The sequence below is a fragment of the Halobacillus ihumii genome, assembly GCF_902726645.1.
In the GTDB taxonomy this organism is placed as follows: domain Bacteria; phylum Bacillota; class Bacilli; order Bacillales; family Halobacillaceae; genus Halobacillus_A; species Halobacillus_A ihumii.
The window spans coordinates 351,304-370,664 of record NZ_CACVAO010000001.1 but is presented as its reverse complement, the minus strand read 5'-3'; the positions used below and the strand labels follow the sequence as shown (position 1 = coordinate 370,664).

At 41.8% G+C, this 19,361-nt stretch carries 17 protein-coding genes, 1 other RNA gene and 2 other annotated features (1 of these 20 running past the window's edge); of the genes, 16 read left to right on the top strand and 2 right to left on the bottom strand.

Annotated elements, in window-relative coordinates; translation table 11 throughout:
• Positions 1-46, top strand: a binding site (T-box leader) (it extends 180 nt beyond the left edge of the window).
• An 82-nt stretch (positions 47-128) separates the two neighbouring features.
• From hisS to ssrS, 3 genes are all read left to right on the top strand, one after another.
• Complete coding sequence (hisS, locus tag G6R08_RS02005; protein ID WP_163526447.1) at positions 129-1,409, top strand: histidine--tRNA ligase; 1,281 nt, start codon at positions 129-131, stop codon at positions 1,407-1,409.
• 1 nt (position 1,410) lies between these two features.
• Entirely contained in the window at positions 1,411-3,180 is a 1,770-nt protein-coding gene (gene aspS, locus G6R08_RS02000; protein ID WP_163526446.1) for an aspartate--tRNA ligase, read from the top strand.
• 76 nt (positions 3,181-3,256) lie between these two features.
• Positions 3,257-3,445: non-coding RNA, 6S RNA (gene ssrS / locus G6R08_RS01995), on the top strand.
• Positions 3,446-3,617: 172 nt separating this feature from the next.
• Here ssrS and G6R08_RS01990 read toward each other — a convergent pair.
• Together G6R08_RS01990 and G6R08_RS01985 are read right to left on the bottom strand one after the other, a co-directional pair.
• A complete protein-coding gene (locus G6R08_RS01990) occupies positions 3,618-4,265 on the bottom strand; it encodes an RsfA family transcriptional regulator (RefSeq protein WP_163526445.1) in 648 nt (215 codons plus the stop codon).
• Between the two features lie 85 nt (positions 4,266-4,350).
• Positions 4,351-5,625 carry a replication-associated recombination protein A gene (locus G6R08_RS01985; RefSeq protein ID WP_163526444.1) on the bottom strand — a complete coding sequence of 425 codons (1,275 nt, stop codon included), beginning with the start codon at positions 5,623-5,625 and terminating at the stop codon, positions 4,351-4,353.
• Between the two features lie 512 nt (positions 5,626-6,137).
• Here G6R08_RS01985 and cymR point away from each other — a divergent pair.
• The 13 genes from cymR (at position 6,138) to mltG (ending at position 19,346) form a co-directional block, all read left to right on the top strand.
• A complete protein-coding gene (cymR, locus tag G6R08_RS01980; RefSeq protein ID WP_079530371.1) occupies positions 6,138-6,557 on the top strand; it encodes a cysteine metabolism transcriptional regulator CymR in 420 nt (139 codons plus the stop codon).
• Positions 6,558-6,575: 18 nt separating this feature from the next.
• The gene (locus G6R08_RS01975) at positions 6,576-7,715 is read left to right on the top strand and encodes a cysteine desulfurase family protein (protein ID WP_163526443.1); all 1,140 of its coding nucleotides are present in this window, start codon (positions 6,576-6,578) and stop codon (positions 7,713-7,715) included.
• 14 nt (positions 7,716-7,729) lie between these two features.
• The gene (mnmA, locus tag G6R08_RS01970) at positions 7,730-8,842 is read left to right on the top strand and encodes a tRNA 2-thiouridine(34) synthase MnmA (RefSeq protein WP_163526442.1); all 1,113 of its coding nucleotides are present in this window, start codon (positions 7,730-7,732) and stop codon (positions 8,840-8,842) included.
• Between the two features lie 63 nt (positions 8,843-8,905).
• A complete protein-coding gene (locus tag G6R08_RS01965) occupies positions 8,906-9,562 on the top strand; it encodes a tetratricopeptide repeat protein (RefSeq protein ID WP_163526441.1) in 657 nt (218 codons plus the stop codon).
• A gap of 24 nt (positions 9,563-9,586) precedes the next feature.
• Positions 9,587-11,920 (top strand): SF1B family DNA helicase RecD2, encoded by a 2,334-nt coding sequence (gene recD2 / locus G6R08_RS01960; protein ID WP_163526440.1) that lies wholly within the window; start codon positions 9,587-9,589, stop codon positions 11,918-11,920.
• A 14-nt stretch (positions 11,921-11,934) separates the two neighbouring features.
• Positions 11,935-12,756: a TIM barrel protein gene (locus G6R08_RS01955; protein ID WP_163526439.1), complete on the top strand. Its 822-nt coding sequence runs from the start codon at positions 11,935-11,937 to the stop codon at positions 12,754-12,756.
• A gap of 49 nt (positions 12,757-12,805) precedes the next feature.
• Positions 12,806-12,982, top strand: a complete 177-nt coding sequence (locus tag G6R08_RS21930) for a hypothetical protein (RefSeq protein ID WP_176142538.1) — start codon at positions 12,806-12,808, stop codon at positions 12,980-12,982.
• Positions 12,983-14,050, top strand: coding sequence for an AI-2E family transporter (locus G6R08_RS01950; RefSeq protein ID WP_275897916.1), 1,068 nt, complete (start codon positions 12,983-12,985; stop codon positions 14,048-14,050). It abuts the gene before it with no gap.
• A 43-nt stretch (positions 14,051-14,093) separates the two neighbouring features.
• Positions 14,094-14,310 (top strand) — a binding site (T-box leader).
• A 59-nt stretch (positions 14,311-14,369) separates the two neighbouring features.
• Positions 14,370-17,006 carry an alanine--tRNA ligase gene (gene alaS, locus G6R08_RS01945; RefSeq protein ID WP_163526437.1) on the top strand — a complete coding sequence of 879 codons (2,637 nt, stop codon included), beginning with the start codon at positions 14,370-14,372 and terminating at the stop codon, positions 17,004-17,006.
• A gap of 65 nt (positions 17,007-17,071) precedes the next feature.
• Positions 17,072-17,341 (top strand): IreB family regulatory phosphoprotein, encoded by a 270-nt coding sequence (locus tag G6R08_RS01940; protein WP_079530363.1) that lies wholly within the window; start codon positions 17,072-17,074, stop codon positions 17,339-17,341.
• A complete protein-coding gene (gene ruvX / locus G6R08_RS01935) occupies positions 17,341-17,757 on the top strand; it encodes a Holliday junction resolvase RuvX (RefSeq protein WP_163526436.1) in 417 nt (138 codons plus the stop codon). Before G6R08_RS01940 ends, ruvX begins: the two co-directional genes overlap by 1 nt.
• Before the next feature lie 15 nt (positions 17,758-17,772).
• Positions 17,773-18,057 carry a DUF1292 domain-containing protein gene (locus tag G6R08_RS01930; RefSeq protein WP_079530361.1) on the top strand — a complete coding sequence of 95 codons (285 nt, stop codon included), beginning with the start codon at positions 17,773-17,775 and terminating at the stop codon, positions 18,055-18,057.
• Between the two features lie 170 nt (positions 18,058-18,227).
• Complete coding sequence (gene mltG, locus G6R08_RS01925) at positions 18,228-19,346, top strand: endolytic transglycosylase MltG (RefSeq protein ID WP_163526435.1); 1,119 nt, start codon at positions 18,228-18,230, stop codon at positions 19,344-19,346.
• Positions 19,347-19,361: the final 15 nt, after the last annotated feature.

Sequence of the window (19,361 nt, the reverse complement as noted above, 5' to 3'; positions counted from 1 at the left end):
ACCTCAACCAGGGTGGCAACGCGGGCATTTAACTCCCGTCCCTTTTCTATATGTATAGAAAGGGACGGGAGTTTTTTGTATGGATTAAAAAAATTGGTTATGAAATAACAATCTGGGAGGAAAAAATAATGAATATGAGAGCGCCTCGTGGGACCCAGGATATTTTACCTGGTACTTCAGAAAAATGGCAATATGTTGAACAGCAGCTTATTGAATTGAGCCGCCGCTACAATTATAAAGAAATTAGAACACCTATTTTCGAGCATACAGAATTATTTCAACGGAGTGTGGGGGACAGCACAGATATTGTCCAAAAAGAAATGTACACATTTACTGACCGCGGCGATCGGAGTATAACGCTTCGTCCGGAGGGAACAGCTTCCGTTGTTCGTTCATTTGTTCAGAATAAACTATTTGGGCAGCCCAATCAGCCGACAAAATTATTCTACATTGGTCCAATGTTTCGCTATGAAAGACCTCAGCAGGGAAGAATGAGGCAATTTGTCCAATTCGGGGTAGAAGCGCTGGGGAGTGATGATCCTGCAGTGGACGCTGAGGTGATGGCATTGGCTATGAATGCTTATCAGGGACTTGGTTTGACTTCCTTAAAACTAGTTCTGAATAGTTTGGGGGACAAGGAGAGCAGAGAAGCGCACAAAAATGCACTTGTCGAACACTTTACCCCACACAAAGATGAACTTTGCTCAGATTGTCAACTGCGACTGGAACAAAATCCTTTGCGTGTGCTTGACTGTAAAAAGGATAAAGATCACCCTGCCATGGAATCGGCCCCATCAATACTGGACTATTTAAATGATGAGTCCAGCAAATACTTTGAAGCTGTACAAAAACACTTGCACGCGATGGGTATCGACTACGTTATTGATGCTAATTTAGTACGGGGACTGGATTATTATAACCATACAGCATTTGAAATTATGAGTGATGCTGATGGTTTTGGAGCGATTACTACGTTAAGCGGCGGTGGACGCTACAATGGACTTGTCGAAGAAGTGGGGGGTCCGGAAACGTCAGGAATCGGCTTTGCGATGAGTCTTGAACGTTTGCTGATGGCGCTTGAGGCGGAAGGTATCGAACTGCCGATTGAAGACTCACTTGATTGTTATGTTGTAGCATTAGGTGAAAAAGCTGAACAAGAGGCTGTTCGCTTAACGTATAAGCTGCGTAATGCGGGGATACAGACGGATAAAGATTACACAGGTAAAAAAATGAAAGGCCAATTCAAGGCTGCCGATAGATTAAATGCTGAATATGTCATTGTACTTGGTGAGCGGGAGCTCGAACAGAACGCAGCTACTGTTAAAAACATGGCAAGCGGTGATCAGATTGAACTTCCATTAGAAGAAATCACAAAGTATGTAAAACAAGAACTAGGCGGGAGAGAGTAATATGCATCGTACAGAATGTGGAATGATACGAACCTCAAATATAGAAGAACAAGTGACCTTAAAAGGCTGGGTGCAAAAGCGCCGTGATCTCGGAGGGCTGATTTTCATTGATTTACGGGATCGATCAGGTATTGTTCAAGTTGTCTTCAACCCAGAGGTATCAAAAGAAGCTCTGCAGCTAGCTGAACAAGTTCGCACAGAATATGTACTAGAAGTCACTGGGCATGTCGTTAAGCGTGACGCAGCAACAGTTAATAAAAATATGGCAACGGGTGACATCGAAGTACTGGCTTTGCGAGTTAGCGTGCTTAACAAAGCGAAGACACCCCCATTCATGCTTGAAGATCATTCAGAAGTTTCTGAGGATCTTCGTTTAAAGTATCGTTATTTGGATCTGCGCAGAAAAGAAATGCAGGAAACATTTAAGCTGAGGCATCAGGCCACTCAATCTATTCGTAGGTTTTTAAATGATGAAGGTTATCTTGAAATGGAAACACCGCTTTTGACAAAAAGTACACCTGAAGGAGCGCGTGATTATTTAGTGCCAAGCCGGGTACATGAGGGAGAATTTTATGCGCTTCCGCAATCACCGCAATTATTTAAGCAGATGCTGATGATGTCAGGGTTTGAAAAATATTATCAAATTGCCCGTTGTTTCCGTGATGAAGATTTACGTGCAGATCGGCAGCCTGAATTCACTCAAGTCGATATCGAAACCTCTTTTATGAACAAAGAAGAGATCATGAATATGACGGAGAGAATGATGGTCAAAGTTTTAAAAGATGCCAAGGGGATTGATATTCCAACACCTTTCGAGAAAATGCCATATCATGAAGCGATGGATCGTTTCGGTTCTGATAAACCGGATACACGTTTTGGGATGGAACTTGTTAACGTGTCTGAAGTAGTAAAAGACTCTGACTTTAAAGTATTCAGCGGAGCTGTTGCTTCAGGTGGCCGTGTCAGCGCTATTAATGTAAAAGGCCATGCCGACACGTTCTCAAGAAAGGATATTGATAAATTGACAGAGGATGTAAAGGTATATGGTGCTAAGGGCCTTGCTTGGCTGAAAGTGAAAGCCGGGGAATTCAATGGACCGATTTCCAAATTCTTTTCTGAACAAGATACTTCTCAACTGAAGGAAGAGTTAATTGCAGAGGATGGAGACTTGCTGCTATTTGTAGCCGACAAAACATCTGTAGTATTAGACAGCTTAGGTGCACTTCGGTTGAAGCTTGGAAAACAGCTTAATTTAATTGACCACTCGAAGTTTAATTTCCTCTGGGTGACAGATTGGCCGTTATTTGAATATGACGATGAGGAAGGAAGATACTTTGCGGCCCACCATCCGTTCACAATGCCTGCTGCTGGCAATATAGAAGAATTAAATAATAATCCAGAAAAAGCTATGGCTGAAGCATATGATATTGTATTGAACGGATATGAGTTAGGCGGCGGTTCTTTACGTATTTATCAAAAAGAGATGCAGGAGCGTATGTTTGAAGTGCTTGGCTTCTCTAAGGAAGAAGCTTCGGAACAATTTGGGTTCTTACTAGAAGCTTTGGATTATGGGACGCCGCCACATGGCGGGATTGCGCTCGGTTTCGACCGATTTATTATGCTGCTTGCTGGCCGTACTAACTTGCGAGACACGATTTTATTCCCTAAAACAGCTTCAGCACAGGATCCCCTTACAGAAGCGCCCGGGAGCGTAAGTGAGGCTCAATTAGACGAGTTGAACTTGCAGCTTAAACAGAAAAAACAGGACTAAAGCAGGTGAAAACTTCAAGCATATCACCTTGATTAGCAGAAATATTTGTGCTATGATTTGAATACAATTAAAGAAACCAATCCTGATGTGTACGTTGTTCGAATGTACGTTTTGACCGAACATTTTTGAGACGGGAGCCTGGAGTTTCCGCATGGAATGCAAGCCTCATTACCATAATGAGAGGACGCAAGAAGTGCGGAGCAGGGCACCCACCTGCCTGGAGCGGGTTCAAAACTCATGATACAACGGCACAATTGGGATTGGTCTTTTTTTATGCTTTTTTATTACAAGAGGCGGGGACATAATTAAACCTTCTAAGTAAAAATACGAAAAATGATATGCAGTTCTACCGAAGTATATTTTCGGAGCGGTTATATGCACAGATCATAGTTTCTACTAGTTCGGAATACTTTTGTCCCAGTCTCTTTAAGTTTAGATCATCGTACAACGTGTTCGAGATTTCCGTTTTTCTCCATTCGAAATTGAGGTTTTTGAGAATAATCCTGGTCATCGAACATGACCATTTTTCTAGCACGATCCATGATTTGAATCAAGGCTTGATAATCCTCCGTCATGGAGTTCAATTGATTGGTTAATTGTTGATTCATAGATGCAAGTTTCTTATTCTCACTTTCAAGCGTCTGATATTTCTGACTTAAATGTTGTTGGTTGGAAGACTCTTTTTGATAGGCCTTTAACTGCTTAATAATTTGAGATAATGATAAAGTCTTTTCAGGTTGAGGAGATATTTCTTTATCTGTCAACACAGGAACCTCCTGCCTTACTTCATCCTCTTCATGATCGTCTTCTTCTATCGTGTTAACCACAATCGGGTTTGGCATGCTCGCTTCACTGCGTTTCTTCTCCTTACGTTGTTTCTTCGCTAGTTCTACTGCTTGTTCATATTTTTGCCTTACTTCTGCATTCCAGCGAAAGCCACAAGCGGCTGATGTACGATTAAGCAAATCTCCAACTTCATCGAAAGCTCTTAATTGGGTGCTGCCTTCTCGTATGTGTCTTAGTACGGTTTCAGCTAATAATAGATCATCTTCATGAGACCAGGCATCTTGTCTAACCTTAGGCATATTCATCACTCCTGTTTTTCTATTAGAAAAGTAGTTTCTCAGATTTATTTGTAGTGTTTCCAACAGGAGGAAGAATTATACTTCTCTATGATTTTTGTTTATTTATTTTATCGTACACTTGTTTTAGTGCCTGTTCGAACTTTCCGGTAGTCTTCGGTTTATAATATGTTCGTTCTTTAATGGCGTCCGGGAGATACTGCTGGTCAACCCAGGCGTGGTCAAAGCTGTGCGGATATTGATACTCCACTCCTCGTCCTAAATTAGCAGCTCCTTTATAATGAGAATCTTTCAGGTGAATAGGAACATCCCCGCTTTTTCCTTTACGGATATCTGCCAGGGCAGCATCCAATGCCAGGTAAGAACTATTCGACTTAGGCGAAAGGGCGAGTTCGGTCACCACGGCTGCAAGTGGTATGCGGGCTTCTGGGAAGCCTATCCGCTCAGCGGCTTCTACGGCAGCTAAGGTGCGTGGTCCAGCCTGAGGGCTGGCAAGGCCTATGTCTTCATAAGCTATAACCACTAACCTTCTGCCAATACTGTCTAAGTCACCCGCTTCAATCAAGCGGGCTAAATAATGGAGAGAGGCATTGACATCGCTTCCGCGAATAGACTTTTGAAATGCTGAAAGAACGTCATAATGGGCATCTCCGTCTTTATCGTGCGAAAAACTTTTCTTTTGCATACACTCTTCGGCTGTTGATAAATCAATGTAAACTACCCCGGTTTTATCTTCGGGAGTGGAGAAGGCAGCAAGTTCTAATCCATTTAGAGCCGCTCGTAAATCACCGTTGGCGGCAGAGGCGAAATGGGTAAGAGCTTCGTCTGTCAGTTCAATATGCATATCGCCAAGACCGTTTTCATCATCTTCAAGGGCCCGATGGATCGCCTCTACAATATCTTCTTGTTCTAACCGGTATAATTCAAATAAATGACATCGGCTTCGAATTGCGGGGTTGATAGAATGATAAGGGTTGCTCGTTGTGCAGCCGATCATTGTCAGGATATTACTTTCAAGGTGAGGGAGAAGGAAATCTTGTTTAGCTTTGTCTAAACGATGGACCTCATCAAGAATTAATACCATTTGTCCATGCATTTTTCCCTCTTCAACGGCAATTTCCATATCCTTTTTCTTATCTGTGACTGCATTAAGAGTTTTATATGGTAGATGTAAACTTTTTGCCAGTGCTTGTGCCATGGACGTTTTTCCTGTCCCAGGAGGACCAAAAAGAATCATAGACGCCAGGCGGTTTGCTGTAATCATGCGATGAATGGTTTTACCTTTTTCGACTAAGTGTTTCTGGCCGATAATCTGGTTAATGTCAGAAGGGCGCATGCGAAAAGCTAATGGTTTCGTGCTCATAAGTTTATGCTCCTTTAAAGGAATAGTCCAAGCAGCTATTTAATGAACGTTCTTTATATTTCTCCGCGTATCTACGATTGCAGTGGGATAAAAGGAGGGTGGAGCAGACATTCGGTCACGAGTGGCTGCAACGGCTTGGATTTTCCTGTTATATTGATAATTTTTAGCGTAGGACTAATCTTAACAAAATGCAAGAAACTTGCTATTCATGCTATAATAGCGTTTGGTATCAATCGTGTTACTGAAATTGTTTCATCATATCTAAAGATTTTTTGTTTTTGAGGTAAGGTTAGGCTTAACATACGACTTCAGAAATAAACTACGCTTGCCGCGGAAAGCGACTGCCCGAAGTGGGAATCAATCTCGCTGTTAGGGACGAAAGATTATCAACTTCCAGGGTTAAAGAGCAAGAAAATATACTAAATTGTTATAACCTAAATGTGTTTATATAATAAAGTTTGTCGAGCAATAAGCGATGAGGTTTGCTTATTGAAGGAAGAAGGGTGAATAATATGAAGATCTCTACGAAGGGACGTTACGGACTGACGATTATGATCGAGTTGGCCAGAAAGTTTGGTGAAGGTCCAATCTCCTTAAAGCAAATAGCGAGGGATAATAATTTGTCCGAACATTATTTAGAACAATTAATCGCACCGCTTCGGAACGCTGGTCTTGTAAAGAGTGTCAGAGGCGCATACGGCGGTTATATGTTAACAAAGTCCCCTCATGAAATTACAGCAGGGGACGTCATCAGGATATTGGAAGGACCAATCACGCCCGTTGAAGGAATTGAGGACGAAGAGCCAGCAAAACAGGCCCTATGGAAAAGGGTTCGTGATGCGGTGAAGGACGTTTTAGATACAACAACATTAGAGGATCTTAAAGATCATGTAGATGATCAGACACAAGATGCCTATATGTTTTACATTTAGATAGGGAGGTGCTCGGTTTTGAAGTCTATTTATTTAGATCATGCTGCCACAACTCCTGTTCATGACGAGGTCATCGAGGCAATGGTCCCGGTATACCAAGAGATTTATGGCAATCCTTCAAGTGTGCATCAATTTGGACGTAAAGCGAGAAATGTTCTGGACCAGGCGCGAAGGACGGCTGCTCGCAGCATTGGTGCTAAAGAAAAGGAGATTGTGTTTACGAGTGGTGGAACGGAGGCTGATAATTTAGCTATTATCGGAACGGCCCTGGCTAATCAAGGAAAAGGGAAACATGTGATAACCACACAGGTAGAGCACCATGCTGCACTCCATGCAGTACAATACCTGGAACAAAATGGTTTTGAAATCACTTATTTACCTGTATATGAAGATGGACGTATTCGTATAGAAGATCTCGAATCTTCATTAAGAGAAGACACGGTCCTAGTCTCGATTATGACGGTAAACAATGAGACTGGAGCGATTCAGCCCATGAAGGCAATTGCGGAATTGCTCACTTCGCACCAGGCTTATTACCATTCTGATTTCGTCCAAGCCTACGGGTTAATGGACATCAATGTAACTGAGCTGCCTATTGATTTATTAGCTGTCTCAAGTCATAAAATTAACGGTCCAAAAGGGGTAGGTTTTCTTTATATACGTGAAGGAACACCTGTGCAGTCACTTGCTCATGGCGGAGAACAGGAACGAAAACGGCGGGCAGGAACAGAAAATGTACCGGGAATCGTCGGCTTTCAAAAAGCAATGGAACTGACAGAAACAGAACGTCTCGATAGAAAAGAGCGGTACAGTCATTATAAGGAGCTATTTTTAGCGGAATTATCGAAGGAATCTGTTGACTTTCAGATAAATGGAATAGAAAATCAAACCATTGAAACGATCGTTAACATTAGTTTTCCAAACATGAATGTTGAAGCATTGCTGACCAATTTTGATTTGTCAGGCATAGCAGCTTCGAGCGGTAGTGCTTGTACAGCGGGATCAGTTGAGCCTTCTCATGTATTAACAGCGATGTACGGCAAAGGTGATGCAAGAACGGTGAACTCTGTTCGGTTTAGCTTTGGGATTGCTAATAATGGAGAAAATGTTAAAGAAGCAGCGAAGCGGATCAGCCAAATCATTAACAGGCTGAAATAGGAAGGTGAATGAAGATGAAAGAAGCAAAAGATACACGCGTAGTCGTTGGGATGAGCGGGGGAGTCGATTCTTCTGTAGCGGCCCTGCTGCTTAAGCAGCAGGGTTACGATGTTGTTGGTATATTTATGAAAAATTGGGATGACACTGATGAGAACGGAGTATGCACAGCAACAGAGGACTATGACGATGTGATTCGAGTTTGTAACCAATTGGATATCCCATACTATGCAGTGAATTTTGAGAAACAATATTGGGATAAAGTGTTCACATACTTTCTCGATGAATATAAAGCAGGACGAACTCCTAATCCTGATGTGATGTGTAATAAAGAAATTAAATTCAAGGCATTTCTTGATCATGCCCTAGCTCTCGGGGCCGATTATTTAGCGACAGGGCATTATGCCCAAGTACGAGAAGTTAATGGATCTTACGAAATGCTGAGGGGTATAGACAACAATAAAGATCAAACGTATTTCTTGAACCAGCTCTCTCAGGACGTGCTCGCCAAAGTTATGTTCCCGCTCGGTCATATGGAGAAAAAACAAGTGCGGCAAATTGCTGAAGAAAATGATCTGGCGACAGCCAAGAAAAAAGACTCTACAGGGATATGCTTTATCGGGGAGCGTAATTTTAAAGACTTTTTAAGCGAATATTTACCTGCTCAGCCAGGGCCTATGCAAACACTTGAAGGTGAAGTGAAAGGTCAACATGATGGCCTCATGTATTACACATTAGGTCAAAGGCAAGGACTCGGAATCGGCGGACCGGGAGAGCCCTGGTTTGTAGTCGGTAAAAACGTGAAAGATAACGTTTTATATGTCGGGCAAGGATATCACCATGAAGCATTATATTCCGATGGTTTGGTTGCAGCAGACGCCAATTGGACAAGTGGTGAAGCACCAGAAGAAAGCTTTGAATGTACTGCTAAATTCCGTTATAGACAGGGCGACAGTAAGGTAACGGTTACTCCGCTTGCGGAAGGAAAATGGAAAGTTGATTTCCATGACCCTGAACGGGCAGTCACACCGGGGCAGGCCGTTGTTTTATACGATGGTGAAGTATGCCTCGGTGGTGCGACGATTGATGAAATTATGAAAGAGAACAAAACACTGTCTTATGTCGGTTAATGATACGGCCATGTCCGAATGTTAAACGGACATGGCTATTTTTTATAAAAAGGGGAATCACAGATGGATAAAATGACGAGGGCGATTGAACTCATGCAGAACCATAAGTTAGAAGAAGCAGCTAAATTATTTACAGAAGCCATTGATGAAAACCCGAAAGATCCGCTCGGGTATATTAATTTTGGTAACTTGCTTGTTCATTTGAATGAATTTGAGCGGGCGGAACGCTTTTTTAATCGTGCCATTGAGCTTGATAGTGAGGCAGGCACAGCCTATTATGGTTTAGGGAATGTGTTTTATGAACAAAAATCCTATACGAAAGCTCAGAAGCAATATTTAGTAGCGATAGAAAAAGGATTAGACGAAGCTGATGTTCATTTCATGATGGGAATGACGTTCATTCATCAGGAGTATGTCAAACTGGCACTGCCCTACTTATTGCGGGCGGCAGAGTTGAATCCTGATGATGTAGATATACAGTTTCAATATGGACTCTGTTTAGCTCAAAATGGACAAATTGAGGACGCTGAACAGACGATGAATCGTGTGCTACAATTAGAAGATCAACATAGTGATGCTTACTATAATTTAGGAGTCGTTGCCTTATATAAGGAGGATGCTGAAACAGCTCTTAACTACTTCAATAAAGCACTCGACATTAATAAGGAGCATGCGCTGGCGTCTCATGCTAAGGCACAAGTTGAGCAAGCTCTTAAGTGAAGATTACGTAAAAGGAGAACCAACATGGCTGAACAAACGCTATTTTCTGAGACAAGTGAAGAACGCCCTTATATAAAAGGGGAATTGGGTCGGATGATTTTTCATAAGGAGTCGGAGCATTTTTCGATAGCCTCTATAATCGTAAAGGAAACGAACGAAGACTTCGATGAAAAAAGCGTAGTGATTAAAGGCCATTTTCCTCCACTCGAAATTGGAGAGACGTATGTTTTTCATGGTGTTTTTCAGGAGCATAAAAAGTTCGGACGCCAATACCAAGTCGAATTTTATAAACGGGTACTTCCTGAGACTAAGGATGGGTTGGTTGTCTATTTGTCGAGTGATCTATTTCACGGTATTGGCAAGAAAACCGCCGAACGAGTGGTAGATAAGCTAGGTGAACAGGCTCTTTCAACTATTTTAGAAAATCCAGACGTTTTGAAAAAAGTTCCGAAACTTCCGAAAGAAAAACGTGAAACCCTATATAATACGCTAAAAGAACATCAGGGATTTGAACATGTAATGATCCATCTGAATCAATACGGTTTCGGTCTTAAGCTTTCACAGAAGATTTATGAAGCGTTTAAAGATCAAACTCTTGCCATTATTGAAGAGGATCCTTATCAACTGGTGTTCAAAGTAGAAGGTTTTGGCTTCCACCGTGCAGATGAAATGGCAAAAGTACAGAAACTGCCGTTTGATCATCCTACAAGGCTGCGGGCAGCCTGTTTATATATCTTACAGCAGAGCCTGTCGGCTGGACATGTTTATCTTCCGACAGCAGCCTGTTTATCGCAAGTGGAAACTCTCCTTAATAACAGCAGTGGTGAAAAATCAATCACCTTTGACCAATTATCAGAACAAGTTATGCGCCTCGCTGAAGACCGCTATGTTTTTATCGAAGAGGACCGTGTTTACTTGCCTTCCCTCTTTCATGCAGAGAATGGATTCTGCCACCAGCTTGAAAGGATCATGGAGCAAGAACTCGAAACAGAACATACACAGGCAGAGCTGTTGAAGATCGTCGGAGATATGGAAGAAGAAGAGTCAATTAGTTATGGCGAAGACCAGTTTTCTGCGATCGAGAAAGCATTGCAGTCAAAAGTTATGATTCTGACAGGAGGCCCGGGGACAGGTAAGACTACTGTGATTAAAGGCATTATTAAAGCGTATTCAACGCTTTATGACCTATCTACTGATAAAATAGATTACGATCAAGGTGAGCCTTTCCCTTTTATACTCGCCGCTCCGACTGGCCGTGCCGCTAAGCGTATGACCGAGTCGACCGGTTTACCGGCCAGTACGATTCATCGTTTGCTCGTTTGGGATGGTCATGACAGTTTTGACAAAAATCAAAACAACCAGCTTGAAGGGAAACTATTAATTATTGATGAATTCTCAATGGTTGATATGTGGCTGGCTAACCAATTGTTCCGTGCTATTCCCTCAGATATGCAAGTCTTGATAGTTGGAGATGAGGACCAGCTGCCATCTGTCGGTCCTGGACAGGTGTTAGCTGATTTATTAGCGTCGAATCAGCTGCCTTCTGTACAATTATCAGAGGTGTACAGGCAAAAAGAAGGGTCAAAAATTATTCAGCTGGCCCACGAGATTAAAAATGATCAATGTAACAGGCAGTCGCTGACAAAGGAGCATGATTTTAATTTTATCAATGCCCGGGAGCATCAGCTGAAAGATTTAGTAACGAACATTGTTAAAAAGGCGTTAGATAAAGGAATAGAGTCACGTGAAGTGCAAGTTCTCGCTCCGATGTATCGAACGGATGTGGGTATTCATAAACTAAATGAAGAGATCCAGCGAGTCGTGAATCCAAAAAGCAACCAAAAGCGAGATCTGACGTTTAAAGATATGATTTACCGTAAAGGCGACAAGGTGATTCAGCTTGTCAACCAGCCGGAAGATGGTGTTTATAATGGTGATATAGGAGAGATAGTGGCTATTTTCCGTGCAGAAGAAAATGTGGATCAAGTGGAACAGGTTGTCGTCGATTATGATGGTAAAGAAGTTGTCTATCCTAAAAAAAACCTTAATAACATTATGCATGCCTATTGCATATCCATTCATAAATCGCAGGGAAGCGAATTTTCCATTGTGATCCTGCCTGTTGTCCGCAGCTATCGCAGGATGCTAAGAAAAAACCTGCTGTACACAGCCATAACGAGATCGAAGCATTCACTGATTATATGCGGGGACACGAATGCCTTTCTAGAAGGTGTGCAGACGACTGATACGAACTTAAGATATACTCATTTAGTGGATAAACTGCAGCAGGAATCGACCGAGGAGATGAATGAAGAAGTGATGGACGAAGAAGAGCTTTCTCCATATGACTTTATGTAAAGGCGGGTGGCCGTATGGTCCATGAATTAGGTTTCTCAGGCAGTACCATTATGTCTGATCCAAATCAATTTCAGCAACTATTTAATGCAAGGTTTAAGCATGTAGAAATAGGGGAGTTTCCGAGCTATACAGATTTTGAATACTTTCTTCGCCTGGCCAACAAGAATGGATATCGTTATGGGGTTCATTCTCCGCTTATACGCGGAGAGAGTAAATATGATCTCCTCGACTTTATTTCTTTTGAACCTGAACAGGCAAGGCAGCAGTTTGAAAAAGAAGTACGGACATTATCGATGTTAGGCGCTGCTTATGTACTCGTTCATTTTCCATTCATAAAAGAAAGCAGCATTCAGGGTATAAATGCGAAAGTGGAGGAGGGATTGAGTTTTCTTAACAGATTACAGGAAGACTACAAAATCTCCATTGTTTGTGAGCCTAAACTTGGCCCTGCTATGTCTCCTCATAATATTAAAGTTGTTCATGATTTCCCTCAGTATCTTTGGGAAACTTACAGCTTGTCTCTTTGTATTGATATTGGCGACTATTTGCTGGCGGTTGGGGAAGAATGGCCCATTTATCTCAAGAAGTTGGAGCCGTTTATTAAAGTAGTCCACTTACATAATATTTTAATAGAAGGAACAAAGTATATTTGGGTGCCGCCGCATCCTAATTATGAGGAATCTCAAGGGTATTTCAGGATTAAGCCGATCATTAATTATCTGGCCCGGGGGCAGGCTAAATATTTCATATTCGAACATACCCCCCATTCCAGGCCTTCCGATCAGTTTGTAACTGAATCGATTAGCTGGATAGACAGCGTTCTTCAACATGTATGAAGGGAGATAACTAGGGACATACTATTTGGTAAAAAAAGGAGTATGTTCTATGAAATGTCCAAATTGCCAGGGGCGAAACCTTGGACGCATAGGCAATGACCAATATTATTGCTGGACATGTTTTATCGAATTGTCTATTGAGGATGGAAAGGTGAATATTAACCAAATAGAAGAGGATGGAAGTTTAAGTTCCTTAAATGATATTTTCTATCAGTCGGGATCATAAATGAGCGAGAAAGCCAATAAATGGATACTCCGCAGTGTAATATGCTTTGTAGTGTTACTCTTCATGCTTATTTTAGCTTGGCTGTATCCTTATTATGACCATGTAGTGCTTATGATCCTGCGAATTCTTTTACCCTTTATACTCGCGATCGTGTTATCTCTATTACTTCATCCTGTTGTACATTTTTTGGAGGAGCTTGGCTTATCACGAAGTTTATCGATCCTGCTTATCTTTGCTGCCTTTTTTTCGGTCACCGGATTTTCCATTTATCGTGGTTATCCGCACCTATTGGAACAGTTGAAAACATTGAGTGTGCAGCTTCCGCATCTAATGGAATCCTATCAAAACTGGACAAGCGAATTTTATGCCCAAACAGAACGTTTTCCAGATGGCATTCATGAGCATCTTGATGAGCGTTTTTCTGACTTTGAGGCATGGCTGAGTGAATGGCTGATGTCAGCAGCTGCTGCATTAAGCGGGGTATTTAACTTGATTGTATTGCTGGCTGTAATTCCGGTCATGACGTTTTACTTCTTAAAAGACCATTCGCTAATTTTTCATTCTTTGTTACGTCTTCTTCCGGAAAAATGGCATGGGGAAGCCCAACATGTCAGTGGTAGACTTAGTCATTCACTTGGAGGCTATATTAGAGGGCAATTACTGATCAGTTTATTTGTCGGCTTTTTTGCGACGGTAGGTTTTTGGCTGGCCGGACTGCCTTATCCGCTCTTGTTGGGAGTGGTGGCCGGGATTACTAATATTATCCCTTATTTTGGGCCACTGCTCGGGGCAGTTCCAGCTTTAATCGTTGCGGTAACGATTTCAGTAAAAACACTTATTATAGCTCTTATTGCTATTTTTGTGATTCAGATTATGGAAGGGAACTTGTTATCACCATACATTATGGGGAGAAGTATTCACATTCACCCACTATTAATTATATTAGCATTACTGGCTGGTGGTGAGCTTGCTGGTGTGGCAGGCATGATCGCAGCAGTCCCGGTTCTTACTTGTTTAAAAGTGGTGGTGGAGGAAATTGGCCATTCGCGTCTGCGCGTTGACAGATAGTCAGATGTTATCTATAATAGCGCATATCAATACTATACGAACGATGAACACATTGAAGGAAATCAGTAGGCAGCAGCCCCTTTAGAAGAGAGATACTTCCATAGGCTGAAAGAAGTATAAAAGAAGCTCTGTTGAACGCTATTCCCGAGTGCGGCTAATACCCGCCGGCAAGCGCCCCGTTATGTGCGTGTTGAGGTGATAGACAGAATAGAAGTGTCTATAATCAGGGTGGTACCGCGGAATAAACTCCCGTCCCTGCCATAGTGCAGGAACGGGAGTTTTTCGTTTGTATGGAGATATTAATATTGGAGGTTGAAAAATGAAATCATTGACTTCGGCTGAAGTACGACAGATGTTTTTAGACTTTTTTAAAGAAAAAGGCCACAGTGTCGAACCGAGTGCATCACTTGTTCCACATGAAGATCCATCTCTATTATGGATTAACAGTGGTGTAGCTACCTTGAAGAAATATTTTGATGGCCGTGTGATTCCGGAGAACCCGCGAATTGTAAATGCGCAGAAATCGATCCGCACAAACGACATTGAAAATGTAGGTTTCACAGCCCGCCACCATACATTTTTTGAAATGCTCGGTAACTTCTCAATTGGAGATTATTTTAAAGAAGAAGCTATGGCCTGGGGATGGGAATTCCTTACGAGCCCGGACTGGATTGGATTTGATGCTGAAAAACTATCGGTCACGGTTCACCCGGAAGATGATGAAGCCTACTCATTATGGAAAGATAAGATTGGGGTAGATGAGGAAAGGATTATCCGGTTAGAAGAGAACTTCTGGGATATCGGCGAAGGTCCAAGCGGTCCTAACACAGAAGTCTTTTATGACCGTGGTGAAGCATACGGTCATGACCCAGAAGACCCTGAATTGTATCCAGGCGGAGAGAACGAACGTTATTTGGAAATATGGAACCTTGTATTTTCTCAATTCAATCACAATCCTGATGATACGTACACACCGCTTCCGAAAAAGAATATTGATACAGGAATGGGTCTTGAGCGGATGGTTAGTGTTATTCAGGACACGCCAACCAACTTTGAAACCGATTTGTTTATGCCAATCATAGAAGCGACTGAAGAGATATCAGGATATAAATATGGAAAAGATGTAGCCCATGATTCGGCTTTTAAAGTAATTGCGGATCATATGCGTACGGTTACATTTGCTGTTAGCGATGGAGCTTTGCCTTCTAACGAAGGACGAGGATATGTGCTCCGCCGGCTATTACGGAGAGCTGTACGATTTGCAAAGCAGATTGGAATTGATCACCCATTCATGTACAGACTTGTTCCTGAAGTAGCAAACATCATGCATGACTTTTATCCAGAGGTGCAACAAAAACAAGAGTTTATCCAGAATGTCATTCGTACGGAAGAGGAGCGCTTCCATGAAACATTGAATGACGGCCTGGCCATTCTTTCTACAATTATGAAACAGGAAACAGAGAAAGGAAGTAACATTTTCCCTGGTTCAGAAGTTTTTCGTCTTTATGACACATATGGATTTCCGAAGGAGCTTACCGAGGAATACATTGCCGAAGCTGGTTTCACGATAGACGAAGAAGGGTACCAAACTGAAATGGCAAAGCAGAGAGAACGGGCTCGTAATGCACGTCAGAAGTCTGATAGTATGCAAGTTCAGGCAGGTGTACTTGGAGATGTTCATGTGGCGAGTGAATTTATAGGCTACGACCGGCTTTCGGCTGAAACAAAGGTGGTTGAGCTAATTAAAGAAGAAGACTTTGCTTCAGAAGCAACTGAGGGTGACAGAGTCTATTTCTTCCTTGAGAAGACACCTTTTTACGCTGAGAGCGGCGGTCAAATTGCGGATGCAGGCACGATAAAAACAGACGAAGCCGTGCTCGAAGTAACGTCTGTTCAAAAAGCTCCAAACGGACAAAATATGCATGAGGCTATTGTTAAACAAGGAATGCTCACCAAGGGGGAGCTCGTTGCAGCAGAGGTGGATCAAGAACAAAGAACCTTTATCGTGAAGAATCATACGGCTACACACCTTCTTCATCAGGCACTTAAAGATGTATTAGGTGAGCATGTCAACCAGGCAGGGTCCCTTGTTGCAACAGATCGCCTTCGTTTTGATTTCTCCCATTTTGGGTCTGTAACGAATGAAGAGATAGAGCAAATTGAAGCCATTGTTAACGAAAGAATATGGCAATCAATTCCTGTCTCTGTTGCTTATACTTCTTTACAAGAAGCGAAGGAAAAAGGAGCAATGGCTTTATTTGGGGAAAAATACGGCTCAGAAGTTCGGGTGGTTGAGATCGGCGAATACAGCCTTGAACTTTGCGGCGGCTGTCATGTTAATAACACAGCTGAGATCGGATTATTTAAAATTGTTAGTGAATCAGGTATTGGTGCAGGAACGAGAAGAATGGAGGCCGTAACAGCTAAAGGGGCCTATCAATATATGAATAGCAAAGAATCCCTTCTCAAAGAGGCAGGTTCTCTACTGAAAACGAAGGTAGAGACGGTTCCTGATCGCATTCAGAATTTACAACAGGAAATAAAGCAGCTTCAACGAGAAAATGAATCACTATCTACTAAGATTTCTAATATCGAAGCTACTTCTATTCTTGATGAAGTCGAAGAAGTGCAAGGGGTGAATGTTTTAGCCAAACAAGTAGACGTTAAGGATATGAATGCTCTCCGGGCAATGGTCGATGATTTAAAACAAAACATTGGTTCTGGAATAATTCTGCTGGCAACACCTAATGGAGAAAAAGTTCAGCTAATTGCAGGAGTTTCAAAGGATTTAGTCGAAAAAGGATATCATGCAGGTCATCTAATTAAACAAGCTGCCACCATTTGCGGCGGCGGGGGAGGCGGCCGCCCTGACATGGCACAGGCCGGAGGAAAGAATGCTGCTAAGATCCCTGAAGCATTGCAATATGCCAAAGAATACGCAAGCCATAACAACTAGTTTTTACATTCCTATAAATAGGTATATAATGGAGTTAAATACTATGAAGTGCGAGGTGACTGTAAATGAGTTCAATGGACAAGACAATGCGTTTTAATTTCTCAGAGGAGCCATTTGAAGAGGATGTCCGGTCCGTACTATTATCTGTACACAATTCCTTGCAAGAGAAAGGCTATAACCCCATCAATCAGATTGTAGGCTATCTGCTTTCGGGCGATCCGGCTTACATTCCACGCCATCAGGATGCAAGGAATTTAATACGCAAAATGGAGCGGGACGAGCTAATTGAAGAATTGGTCAAATTTTATCTGGAAAAGAATAATGGAGATGCTTAATGAAAAAGATTGGATTAGATGTAGGGGAGAAAACGATCGGGGTTGCTATCTCAGATGCACTTGGATGGACAGCTCAAGGCCTTACCACATTAAAATGGGATGAACGAGATTATACGACAGCTAAGGAGCCTCTGAAAAAGCTGATAGATGAGAATACTATTACAGAAGCTGTTGTAGGACTTCCTAAAAATATGGATGGCACGATCGGCCCCCGAGGCGAAGCCAGCCAGCAATTTGCGAAGTGGCTGGAGAAACATTATAAACTAACCGTTCATCTATGGGATGAACGGTTGACTACCATGGCTGCAGAGCGTGTTTTACTCGAAGCAGATGTCAGCCGAGCAAAAAGGAAAAAAGTCATTGATAAAATGGCTGCAGTGATCATACTGCAAAGTTATTTAGATTCACCACAATAAAGGAGGCTCATACTAATGGCACTAGAAAAAGAAGAGCGAATTATCATCCCGGATGAAAATGGAGAAGAACATTTATTTGAAGTATTGTTTACGTTTGACGTAGAACAAACAGAACAATCTTATATAGCCGTCGTACCGGCAGAGCAGAAAGAAGGAGACGAAGTCGAAGTTTTTGCTTTCCGATATGAAGAGAAAGGAAATGAAGAGGACGATTTAGCTCTTTACCAAATCGAATCGGACGAAGAGTGGGAAATGGTAGAGGAAATGCTTAACACACTCACAGATGAGGATTTAACGTAAGTTATTTTTCATTCTATAGAACAGCCTATAGCCATAGAGCTATAGGCTGTTTTTAATGCATACGTTCTGATGACTTGCACAATTCTCAGGTTATCATGTATATTGTGTGAAGATATGGAAAATAGCGCGTTATTTGTAGTATAATGTAGCGGACGGAAGGAGGAACGTTGTTGTCTGATTCAAATTTTAAAAAGAAATATAAAGACCGCATAAAAAAAAGAAGTGAAGAGGCAAGCACAGTTCGTAAAATTGTTGCGATTGTATTAACAACTATAATTATCGTCCTTCTAGTTGGTGGCGTGTCAGGATATTTTTATATCAACAATGCACTCCAGCCTGTAGATCCAGATGATGAAACCCAGAAGAATATTAAAATACCATTGGGGTCTTCAACTTCACAAATTGCTCAAATATTGGAAGAAAATAATGTGATTAATAATGCTCTCATTTTCAGATTTTACACCAAGTTTAAAAATGAGACAGGCTTTCAAGCAGGAACGTATCAATTTACCTCTGCGATGACGATTGATCAAATTATTGAATCATTAAAAACAGGGAAAGTCAGGAAAGACCCGGTATTTAGTGTGACCATTCCAGAAGGTTATACATTGGAGCAAATTGCTGAATCTTATGCTAAAGAGCTGGGATTCACAAAAGAAGAGTTTATGGCAAAAGTGAATGACCGAGGGTATGTGAACCAACTTATTGAGCAACATCCGGCTCTGCTGGATGAAGTCATTTTAAAACCGGAAATCCGATACCCGCTAGAAGGTTATTTGTTTGCTTCAACCTATGCCTTTTATGTGGAAGATCCAAGTATCGAACAAATTGTTGAAAAAATGATCAAACGGACGGAGAAAGTTGTCCTGCCTTATCGCGATGCATTTGCTAAGCGAGAAATGACACTCCATGAAGGAATTACGATGGCTTCGTTACTTGAAAATGAAGCTCGAACAGCAGAAAATAGGAAGAAAATTGCAGGGGTCTTCTATAATCGAATCGAAGAAGGCATGAAACTGCAGACAGATCCAACGGTTCTTTATGCACTTGGTGAACATAAGGATCGTGTGCTTTATGAAGATCTCGAAGTAGAATCACCCTACAACACTTATCATGTGAAAAAGCTGCCAGTAGGACCCATTTCAAGCTTCCATAAAAATGCCATTGAAGCAGCAGCTAACCCGATTGAGTCAGATTATCTGTACTTCCTTGCAGACGATGAAGGCAATATTTATTACTCTAAGACACTTGAAGAACACAACAAATTAAAAGAAGAACATATTTCATAAGCGTAAAAGAGAGGA